At 63.7% G+C, this 10,901-nt stretch carries 7 protein-coding genes; 4 read left to right on the forward strand and 3 right to left on the reverse strand.

What is annotated here, in order from left to right; translation table 11 throughout:
• The first annotated feature begins 49 nt into the window (after positions 1–49).
• Positions 50–1,990 (forward strand): S9 family peptidase, encoded by a 1,941-nt coding sequence (locus RE4_RS18590; RefSeq protein WP_046378116.1) that lies wholly within the window; start codon positions 50–52, stop codon positions 1,988–1,990.
• Here the strand turns inward: RE4_RS18590 and RE4_RS18595 are convergent.
• Entirely contained in the window at positions 1,980–2,912 is a 933-nt protein-coding gene (locus RE4_RS18595) for a hypothetical protein (RefSeq protein WP_021343213.1), read from the reverse strand. The two genes, RE4_RS18590 and RE4_RS18595, sit on opposite strands and share 11 nt — an antisense overlap.
• Before the next feature lie 245 nt (positions 2,913–3,157).
• On the opposite strand from RE4_RS18595, the gene RE4_RS18600 reads away from it, so the two are divergent.
• Both RE4_RS18600 and RE4_RS18605 read left to right on the forward strand, forming a co-directional pair.
• Positions 3,158–4,435: a DUF6745 domain-containing protein gene (locus RE4_RS18600; RefSeq protein ID WP_060939107.1), complete on the forward strand. Its 1,278-nt coding sequence runs from the start codon at positions 3,158–3,160 to the stop codon at positions 4,433–4,435.
• Between the two features lie 60 nt (positions 4,436–4,495).
• On the forward strand, positions 4,496–4,951 hold the full coding sequence (locus tag RE4_RS18605) for a DUF8820 family protein (RefSeq protein ID WP_060939108.1): 456 nt from the start codon (positions 4,496–4,498) through the stop codon (positions 4,949–4,951).
• A 177-nt stretch (positions 4,952–5,128) separates the two neighbouring features.
• On the opposite strand, the gene RE4_RS18610 is transcribed toward RE4_RS18605, so the two are convergent.
• Complete coding sequence (locus RE4_RS18610; RefSeq protein WP_060939109.1) at positions 5,129–8,344, reverse strand: (Fe-S)-binding protein; 3,216 nt, start codon at positions 8,342–8,344, stop codon at positions 5,129–5,131.
• Positions 8,345–8,703: 359 nt separating this feature from the next.
• Between RE4_RS18610 and RE4_RS18615 the strand changes: the two genes are divergently transcribed.
• Entirely contained in the window at positions 8,704–9,354 is a 651-nt protein-coding gene (locus RE4_RS18615) for a DUF8020 domain-containing protein (RefSeq protein ID WP_029538545.1), read from the forward strand.
• Positions 9,355–9,449: 95 nt separating this feature from the next.
• On the opposite strand, the gene RE4_RS18620 is transcribed toward RE4_RS18615, so the two are convergent.
• On the reverse strand, positions 9,450–10,760 hold the full coding sequence (locus RE4_RS18620; RefSeq protein ID WP_029254718.1) for a S1 family peptidase: 1,311 nt from the start codon (positions 10,758–10,760) through the stop codon (positions 9,450–9,452).
• Positions 10,761–10,901: the final 141 nt, after the last annotated feature.

A 10,901-nucleotide genomic window follows, 5' to 3' on the forward strand; every position in this document is an offset into this window, starting at 1 on the left:
GTGCATTGTCGGGGACCGTGTCGCGCGACCAGTTGGCTATTGTCGAGCGATGACCCCCAGCGAGCAGATTGCAGCCCCGTACGGATCGTGGACTTCTCCGATCGGAGCAGCGGATCTGGCTGCAGGTGGCCACCCTGTCGAGGGTGGACGATACGTCGGTGACGAGATCTGGTGGGCTGAACTTCGTCCGACCGAGGGTGGTCGGACATCGATCCGTCGATCCGGTCTCGACAACCAACCCGTCGACATCCTCCCCGCGCCGTGGAACGCCCGGACCAGGGTTCACGAGTACGGCGGTGGCGCCTGGACCGTCACCGAGTCCGGAAAACTGGTCTTCAGTGAATTCTCCGATCAACGGGTGTACATCCTCGAAGGAGTCACTCCGCGGGCTCTGACGCCTGAACCCGCGTCGCCGGCCGCGTTGCGATACGCAGACCTGCAGATCGTGAACGGTGAGGTGTGGGCGGTTCGGGAAGCGCACGCGGAGGACGGGGCGATCACTCGCGATATCTGCGCGATTCCGCTGGACGGTTCCGGCAAGATTCGCTCGATCGTCGGCGGCTCGGACTTCCTCTCGTCACCGAGGCTTTCGCCGAGTGGAACCAAAATAGCCTGGATCGCGTGGAACCATCCGCAAATGCCCTGGGACGGTACCGAACTGCGGGTAGCTCCACTCGTTGACGGCGTCGCTCAGAAGTACTCCGTGCTGATCGGCGGACTTGAAGAGTCCGTCCTGCAACCGGAGTGGATCACCGACGACGAACTCTACGCAATCAGTGATCGCAGCGGCTGGTGGAACATCTATCGCGTCGGCGGCAAGATCACCCCGATCTGCCCGGTGGATGCGGATTTCGGTGGCCCACAGTGGCGCTTCGGTGCGCGCTGGTTCGTCGAACTCGACAACGGGCACCTTCTCACCGCACGCACGGTGGGAACCGACACGCTGGCGGTACTCGATCCGGCGTCGGGGGAACTGCGCGACATCGCGATCCCGGGTGTCACCAGCATCGGCCTCATGCAGGTTCGCGGCGATCGGTTGCTGCTCACCTCGGGAGGCGCGAAACTGGCGGGCGCGCTACGCGAGTTCGACCTCGGTACCGGCGAACTCACCGAAATCCGTTCGTCGGTCGAAGAATTGCCCGAGTCTGCATACCTTCCGGAAGCGCGAGCTGTCGTGGCTCACGGACACGGGCGAGAAGTTCACGCCGTTGCGTATCCGCCGCGCAGTCCGCGATACAAAGGACTCGACGGCGAACTGCCGCCATACGTTGCGTTTGTTCACGGTGGGCCGACGGCGCACGTCGCCCCGGCCCTCAACCTCGTCTACGCCTTCTTCACCAGCCGCGGAATCGGCGTCGTCGATGTGAATTACGGCGGGTCGACCGGTTACGGACGTGAGTACCGCAACCGGCTGCGCGGACAGTGGGGTGTCGTCGACGTGCAGGACGTCGTCACCGCCGTCACCGGGTTGGCTGAGCAAGGGCTTGCCGATCCGGCCCGCCTTGCCATCGAAGGCGGATCTGCCGGTGGATGGACCGTTCTGGCCGCACTGACGACGTCCGACGTGTTCGCTTGTGGTGCTTCCTATTTCGGCGTGGCCGAACTGGACCTGTTCGTGCAGGAAACTCACGATTTCGAATCGCGCTATGTCGACGGTTTGATCGGCCCGCTGCCGGAATCTGCCGACCTGTACGCGGAACGTGCTCCGCTCAACAACGTCGACGGGTTGAACTGCCCGGTGTTGCTGCTCCAGGGTCTCGACGATCCGATCGTGCCACCTTCGCAGGCGGAGCGATTCCGGGATGCTCTGGTGACCAAGGGTATTCCGCATGCCTACCTGGCCTACGAGGGTGAATCTCACGGATTCCGCAAGCAGTCGACCATCATCAGCTCACGCAACGCCGAGCTGTCCTTCTACGGGCAGGTGCTCGGATTCACCCCACCCGGCATTGCGACGCTCGAGCTGTGGAAGCCTGCGATCAGTAGCTGACGGCCCCGCGGCTGCGCGCAAAGGCCGCGAGGATCCGACCTGCCACCAGTGACGGGGTCGACAGGTCGGCCCACGTCCACCTCGCGACTTCCCACCCCGCGTCACGGAGTCGGTCTTCGCGGAGCTTCTCGTCCCAGAGCACGTCCTCGGCGCTGCGCCCGGCGGGCACCAGTCGGCCGTATTTGATGCGGCCGTCGAACTCTCCGATGGTGCGCTGCTCACGCCACAGGAAGTCGACGCGGCCGGCCAACCCTCGGGCGTCGTGGATTTCGACCTGGGGTTCGGGGAGTGGTAAGTGTTCCTGCAGGAACAATGCGAGGCTCCGTGATTCACCGACGCTTTCGATGCGCGAGTCCATCGCGGTGAGCGCGTGGAGCGCATGTCGATGGCGCGGATGGTTCGGGCTGAGTGCAAGCGAGGCCGCAACTGCATCTTTGGTCAACGCTGAACGGTGCAATGCTGAATTGCCCACCACGAGAGCCGGTTCGAAAGGGAGCGTCCTCGCGAGATCCGCAACAGTTCGTGCCGGAGTCGTGACGCGCAGGCCGTCGACGTGGGTGACCTCGTCGTCGGTGAACGATACCGAGTGCACGTGTCGTCGAGCGGATTTACGGCCACCGCCTCGTCGGTCCCGAGAGAGGTGCACAACTTCGAGCGGAGTGTTCCAGAGTTCGAAGCCGTGCACCACCGCTGCCGAGATGTGGCTGACCGCTGCATGTGCCGAAGCGGTACCGGCCACAGCCTCGACGCGCAATCGATGTAGCCCGTAGGCGTCGAGGCGTGACAGGTGGTCGCTGGGTACGTAGGCACCGCGATGGATTCTGGACCAGTTTCCACTCGCGCAGGCCTGCCGGATCTCGGAATCGGTACGACCTGTCGACAGTTGCTCTGGCCGACGGATGATGCGTATTTGTTCCCCCATACCGATCGATCTTGCTGCGCCCGGCGCTGGAAAGGAAGCCGTGAACCCTGGGCTGTGGATAGCCGTGAGTGAACACCACTTGTCCACAGTTCGAACCGGTTTCGCGTCGCTGGAGAGGGTGTTGGGTGTGGGGAAACGGTGGCAGGTTCTCGGTGTCGCACTCTAGGCAACCCTTGCGTCCGGAGCGTTTGCGTGCCAGGCTGTTGAACTATGACTACAGGAAAGGCGGACACCGCCACCGTCGCGTGAGCGCCGCACCGTTTCGCTCGTCGACGTCACGTCGAGCGACATCGACCGAGAACATCGATATCTTCGATGAAGACAATCAGGCCTTGGAAGCAGTCCGCGACGTATGGCTCGAACGCGGTCTGTGTACACGTCCGGCCGATCGATCCACGGCAGAATCTGCTGTCGCGCAACTATACCGACGATCCAGGCTCCCGAAACCGGAGTTCGTCTGGGTTCAGTCGCCCTCTGCTGGATCGGATCTGATCGCCGCCGAAGGTCTGTCGAACAAGATATCCTTCGACGGCACTGGACTCGACTGCGCTTGCGGGCACATCGCGAGCATGTTTTCGGCGTCGCGCCGACGTATGAACGCGCGTATCGAACGTCGGAGCATTGACTGGCAGATAGAACGCTGGGAGATGGAACGTCGCGCGTTCGGGGGCGTTGGTGCCAGCGTGTCCGAGGGGTCGGATCAGCGGGGGTCGACTCAGCGGGGTTCGACTCAGCGCCGCGTCAATCCAGCGCGGATCATCAGATCCGCAATCTGGGAATCGTTGCACACGACACTGTTCGACGGCGTCGCAGCTGCGATACGAACGATGTCGAACCCGGTGGCGGGTGGAGTGACCTGGTACGGGCAGCAGGACGCCCATCGAATCGCGTACTACGACACATGCCATCGATACGGTCTTGCGACCTTCCGCTCGGAAGACCGTGAACTTCTCGATGTGCAGACCGCACTGGCTGACTCGACCGGGTGGTGGTGGGCGTTCGACGACGTGTGCATCATGGCGGAACGACCCAGGGTCTTGCACTCGGAGCGGATACCGGGCAGTGCGCGGGGAGAACGCCGACTCCACCACTCTGATTCCCCGGCACTCGAATTCGCAGACGGAACAAAGGCGTTCGTTCTGCACGGAGCGATCGTTCCCGACTGGGTAGTGCTCGACCCGACCGCCGAACGCATCGCACACGAGCGCAATGTAGAGATCCGTCGATGTGCAATCGAGCGGATCGGGTGGGATTCCTACATCGAGCTGGCCGGCCTGACACTGGTCGACCAAGCCGACGATCCCGGTAATGCCGGTTGCCTGCTGCAGCTCTACGCGTCACCGGAGGGCTGGGGCCGAAGTGGACGCATTCTCCTCGCGGTCAACGGTTCTTTCGAACGCGACGGGCATCGGCGTCGATACGGCCTTCACGTACCCGGATGGTTTACCTCCGCGTTGGATGCCGCCGGTTGGACTTACGGCATCACCGGCGCCGATTACTCCCGTCTCGTTCGTCGAACCTGAATCTCGACCCCTCAAGCCCCAATCCTCAAACCCTCAATCCTCAAACCCTTGGTGATACTTATGAACTCGAACATGACCTTGTCCGCTCTCACCACCCTCACCGGCCTCGATGTCTTCGACTACCTGGACCAGGAAGTGTCCATTCCTGTGATCGACGGACTTCAGGCGCAGGGCGATCTCATCGTGATCCCGTTTTCGCTGCTCGCAAATATCGTGGCGCCTATGCCGTGGACACGCTCTGTGAGAGTGCCGCTCTCGGGAGTGGAGTTGCTGCGAAGCGCGGCGGGCGGTAACCCCCACAGTCTGGTTGCAGACGAAGGGGAGTGCACGTGGTCGACGCCGGTGAAAGATGCTCGGGGCCTTGCGCTCGGCATGCTCGACACCCGAGTGACCGCGTACCTGATCCATCCGGAGCACGGCGCGACCGGAATCGCTCCGGGGCGATACGTCATCGGACGGCAGCAGGAAAGGGGCGTCGGGCGTGCGCGCGGTGCGGTGATGCTTGTCGCAGATTGACAGGGCGACCTCGATTTGGCAGCGGGGGAGTGAGCACCACTTGTCCACGGCGAGCACCGCTTTCCGCGTAGAGCAAGGTGTGTTGAGTCGAGGGAAAGGGTGCTCGGTCGGGATTGGCTCCCCACACAAACACGAATGCCCTCACCATGACGGTGAGGGCATTCGCGTGTGGAGCGGTTACTTCTTGCGGCCGGGAGCCTTTGCGCCGGCCTTGAATCCGAGCCCACCTGCCTTGGGGGCGGGCGGCGCGGCAGCAGGCGTCGGAGCTTCCGCGGGTGCGGACGCTTCAGCAGGTGCTTCGGCGGCGGGTTCTGCCTTCACAGGTTCGGCGGCGGGTTCTGCCTTCACAGGTTCGGCCTCGGGAGCCGGTGCCGCAGCTGGCGCCGGGGCTGCAGCAGGAGCAGCCTTCCGAGCGCCGGGAGCCTTTGCGCCCGACTTGAATCCGAGTCCGCCGGCCTTGGCGACCGGTGGAGCCTTCGGGGCTTCCGCCTCGGCGGCCGGAGCCTCTGACGGTGCAGATGCCGGGGCAGCGGCGGGTGCAGCCGGAGCAGCGGCAGGTGCAGCCGGAGCAGCGGCAGGTGCTTCAGCAGCAGGTGCAGCCTTCGCACCAGGAGCCTTGGCCCCGCCCTTCATCTGCAGTCCCTTGCCGCCGGGAGCCTTGGCGCCGGACGCCAGGCCCAGACCCTTCGGCTTGGCGACGGGTGCAGCAGCTTCGGGTGCAGCAGCCTCAGCTGCCGGTGCTTCCGCTGCCGGTGCGGCAGCGGCCTTTGCTCCGGGTGCCTTGGCGGCGCCCTTCATCTGCAGTCCCTTGCCGCCGGGAGCCTTGGCTCCGCCCGCAAGACCGAGACCCTTGGGCTTTGCCACAGGTGTGGCCGGTGCAGCAGCTTCGGCGGCGGGAGCTTCCGCGCTTGCGGCGGGAGCTGCCTTCTTGGCGCCGGGAGCCTTTGCCCCGCCGGCCATTCCGAGGCCCTTGCCTGGTGCCTTGGCTCCGGGAGCTTTTGCGCCTGGTGCTTTGGCGAGGCCCTTCATGGCCAGACCCTTGCCTGCCGGTGCAGCCTTGGCTTCCGGAGTCGCGGCGGCTTCCTCGACTTCGGCGACCCGATCCTGCTCGACGGTCTCAGCCTTTGCCTCAGCAGCGACCGGGGCCTTCTCACGCGGGATCACCTTGATGTTCTCGCCGAGTTGGGCGGGATCGAGGCGGGTGACGGAGTTCAGCATCAACTGCGCGACGTCGACGACCTCGACGCCTTCGCCCTGGCCTTGCTCCTGGCGGGCAGTGACGCCGTCGGTGAGCATGACGCGGCAGAACGGGCAACCCGTGGCGATCTTCTTGGGGTTGGTGGAGAGCGCTTCGTCGACGCGGTCGACGTTGATGCGCTTACCGATGTTCTCTTCCATCCACATGCGAGCACCACCGGCACCACAGCACATGGAACGTTCGCCGTGACGCGGCATTTCGACCAGCTTGGAGCCTGAGGCTTCCATGAGTTCACGGGGAGCGTCGTAAACCTTGTTGTGGCGTCCGAGGAAGCACGGGTCGTGGTAGGTGACGTCTTCGCTCACGGATGCAACCGGGATCAGCTTCTTCTGGCGCACCAGACGGTTGAGCAGCTGAGTGTGGTGCACGACCTCGTAGTCGCCGCCCACCTCCGGGTACTCGTTGCCGAGGGCGTTGAAGCAGTGCGCACAGGTGACGACGATCTTGCGCTTCTTCTGCTCGATACCGTCGAAGACCGAGTTGAGCATCTCGATGTTCTGCATTGCGAGCTGCTGGAACAAGAACTCGTTGCCGGCACGACGTGCGGAGTCGCCGGTGCAGGTTTCGTCGGCGCCGAGGACCATGAACTTCACTCCCGCGGTGGCGAGGAGTTCGGCGACGGCCTTGGTGGTCTTCTTGGCACGGTCTTCGTAGGCGCCGGCGCAGCCGACCCAGAAGAGGTACTCGTAGTCCTCGAAGCTGTCGGCGTCCTTGCCGAAGACGGGGATCTCGAAGTCCATCTCGTTGATCCAGTTGAGGCGATCCTTGGAGTTCTGGCCCCAGGGGTTGCCCTTGTTCTCGAGGTTCTTGAACAGGCCGGCGAGCTCGGAGGGGAACTCCGATTCGATCAGGACCTGGTAGCGACGCATGTCGATGATGTGGTCGACGTGTTCGATGTCGACGGGGCACTGTTCGACGCAGGCGCCGCAGTTGGTGCAGCTCCACAAGGTTTCGGCGTCGATGACCGGGGCCATCTCACCTTCGACGGTTTCACCGACGAGCTTGCGGTCGGCCTCGAGGCGTGCGGCCTCGGGGATGGCTGCGAGTGCGGCTTCCTTGACGTTGCCTTCGCTGTCGACGAGTCCGATCTCGTCGCCGCCCATGTCCTTGCGTCCACCAGCGAGCAGGTACGGGGCCTTGGCGTAGCCGTGGTCACGCAGCGACATGATGAGCAGCTTGGGGGAGAGCGGCTTTCCGGTGTTCCAAGCAGGGCACTGGGACTGGCAACGCCCGCACTCGGTGCAGGTGGTGAAGTCCAGCCAGCCCTTCCATGAGAAGTCTTCGATGTTTCCGGCGCCGAGAGTGTCGGTGTCGGGGTCGACGTTCTCCATCGTCAGGACTTTGCCCTTGGACATCATGGGCTTTGCCGCGCCGAGCGCGACGGTGCCGTCGTCTTCACGCTTGAAGTAGATGTTGAAGAACGCGGAGAAGCGGTGCCAGGCGACGCCCCAGGTGATGTTGCGGCCCACGATCGCGAGCCAGATCATGCCGGTCATCAGCTTGACGAACGCGAACACCGAGATCATGACGGGGCTGGCGGGAAGCAGTTTGGCGACCTGCATGGTGAAGAAGTCGGTCCACGGGTTGGCGTGACCGTAGGTCGCGATCTTGCCGGCCTTGACCATGATCATGCCCAGGCCCTCGAGCAGGACGATGCCCTCGATGACGTAGGCGGCCTTGAAGTTGGAGCCGCCGAACCGGGACAGGCGTGCAGGCAGACGCGGGTGGTTGAGCTGACGGATCACGATCAGCGTGGTGATACCGATGACGGTGCCGAGGCCCAGGATCTCGTCCCACAGGTGCCACGCCCACGTGTTACCGAAGATGGGCCAGTGGAACTCGGGGTTGAACGTCTGGCCGTAAGCCTCGAACCAGAGCAGGAATCCGCCGAGGAAGCCGACCATGACGAGCCAGTGGGCCCAGCCGACGCTGCGGAACTTGTTCATGCGCGTGTGCGCGATGAACTCGATGATCATCTGCTTGAAGCGAGGGAAGAACGGGCGCCATCGATCGGGTGCCGACTGGCCGATGCGCACGGTGTTGAACATCCTCAGCGCGCCTGAGAGGAAGATGTACCAACACACCAAGCTCAGCAGAGCACCAATCGTGCCCAACGTAATCGTCAGGGCATTCATGTCGCGGCCTTTCGTTTCAGGGCGACGCGTCGGCCACCTCGGGACAGCCCACTGATACTAACCTGCGTTATGTTACCCGCCAGTAACTAGCATTACCAGCCTGTAGATACCGACTGGTAACCGCTCGTGGCCTGGAGAGATCAATCTTCTGCGTCGGACGGGCTTGGTCAAACGCAGACATGTCTGGTCGTCACGTTAGGCGGTGGCCGTCGGGCTCCTTTCTGTCAGGCAGCCCTAACTCGGTTTCCGGGCAGGTGAGGACAACCGACCGGCTGTTATCGTTACGCCCGTCACGCACAGGGGAAACGGGTGGTGTGAGTCATCGACTTGCGCCCGCTCGCTCCCGGGGAGGATCAAAAATGTTCATTCGTAAAGCTGCGGCCATCGCAGCGATGACCATTGCCGCTACGGGCATCGCTGCAGGTACTTCTTACGCAGCTCCGGAGACGTCACCCGACGTTTCGTACACCGCCGAGGTCGTCGACCAGGCTGTTGTCACCACCATCGATGCCGGGGCATTCCGGGTATCGGGTGACGGCACACACGTCGACTTGCAGAACAGCCAGGGCGCAACTCTCGTGAGCCTGCCGCTCGCGTTCAACCTCGGGGACGTTCAGTTCCCGTTCGACGAGACCATCAGTGAGGACGGCAAGACCCTCACCCTCAAGCCGAACCTGGACCCGGCCAGCTCCAAGCCGAAGCCGGTCGCTGCCGAGTTCACCCCGGTTGCTTCGCCTGACGAGGATCAGAAGGCAATCGAGAAGTTCCAGTCACAGCTCGGGCTTGCCACGCAGATCGGTAGCCTCACCGGCACGATCGTCGGTGCAGTCATCGGTTGCATCGTGGGTCTGCCCGGCCTGGTTATCGGCTGCCTCCCCGGCATGGTCACCGGTGCCGGTATCGGTGGAGTCGCCGGTACGATCCTCGCCGGCGGCGGAACCGCAATCGTCGCGGGGATGGACCTGATCCAGGTCCTGAACGCTCCGGCCGGAACAACTCTCTTCCAGTAAGCAGCGCTTCCGGTTAGCCGTCACGAACGCCGAAACGGGCGCCACACCTTCGAAAGGTGTGGCGCCCGTTTTGCTGTCTCGGGGAATGCGTGCGATCAGTAGTCGCGAACCTTCAGGCCTGGATTGGCGGCGAGGATGTCGTTGATCGGCGTCGCGTACTGCGTCGGTGCTTCTTGTCCGAACAACGTCTCGGCCTGAGCGATCTCGCACAGGGGAGAGGTGGCGACGTTGGACGCACTCGTGATGCCCACTGCCAACGTTCCGGAGACGATGGGGCCACCGCTGTCACCCTGCAGGACGCAGATGTTGGTGGTGAAGCCGTTGTCGAGGGTGTGATCCAAGACCTTGGCGACGCGGTTGACGCCGGTGACGACGCCGCAGCTGAAGCCGGTGGTCGATCCCGCCTTGCAGACCGGGGCGCCCACAATGGGATCGGCGGTACCGGTGATGTTGACCGAACGGTTGAACGGGACCCGCACGCTGTTGTTCTCGAAGCGGTACTTCGCGTTGTCGTCGATGTTGATGATCGAGTAGTCACGCCCGTCGAAGCTGCTCTTGGCGAAGTATCCGACGCGGGGCCCGGTCTGGTTGTTCACCATCGGGAAGACCTGGCTGGAGTTCGAGGTGCCGGCAGCGGCACGGTTGGGATCGCAGTGACCGGCGCTGATGTTGACCGTGCGTCCTGAACCGTCGGTGCCGTTGAAGCCGAATGAACAACGCAGTCCGGTGTTACCGGAGGTCGCGCCGAAGGCGTCTCCGCCCAGTGCAGCGTCGCCGGTTGCGGATCCGGTTGCGGGAATGAGGTCCGCGACGATCGGGGGAACCAGTAGCGGAGCAGCGGTGTGGACGACGGTCCGCTTCAGGAACTCAGGCAATTCGATGCCGGCGGCAGGATCGGCGGTGAGGGCGACTCCGTTGCCGACCACGTCGACGGCGATGCCGCGCACGAGGTCTGCGACCTCTGCAGGCTGCGAATCGAGCCAGGTGTTGAGTGCCGAGAGTTGACCTTGCAGAGCCTGCTCGCTCTGCGCGACGTCCTTGACCTCGAAGCCGGCCTTCTCGGCGGCCTCGCGGGCAGCATCCTTGTCGCGACCGTCAGCGAGAGCGACGATGCCCTTGCCGAGGTCGTCGAGCCACACGCCGGCAAAAGAGTCGGGAAACTGGACGCGCGCGATGGCGGCGAACTCTGCGAGCTTCTGCGCGAGTTCGGAACGCGAGACGAACTGGTCGGGCGTCAGCGCCAAGTCGTGCTGTAGGGCTTCGGCGAGTTCGACGGGCAGATGGGCTGCCTGATCGGATACCCCGGATTCATTCGGTTCTGCGTTCGCGACCGCGGTAATCGGTCCGAGGAGCAGCAGCGCGGCCGAACCGAACACTGCGGCGCGACGTGCGATGGAGCTTCGCATGTGGGCCTTTCCACTTCGTTGACCGCGTACCACCCCCCTGGGAGCACACGGATACGGCTCACGGACTTGTGGTGAGCCGATCACAGTCGACCATGACTATATGGGTTCGAACGCGCTATTCCCACCCGTTACATGAGCAAA

The sequence above is a fragment of the Rhodococcus erythropolis NBRC 15567 genome (assembly GCF_001552595.1).
GTDB classification, from domain to species: Bacteria; Actinomycetota; Actinomycetes; order Mycobacteriales; family Mycobacteriaceae; genus Rhodococcus_F; species Rhodococcus_F erythropolis.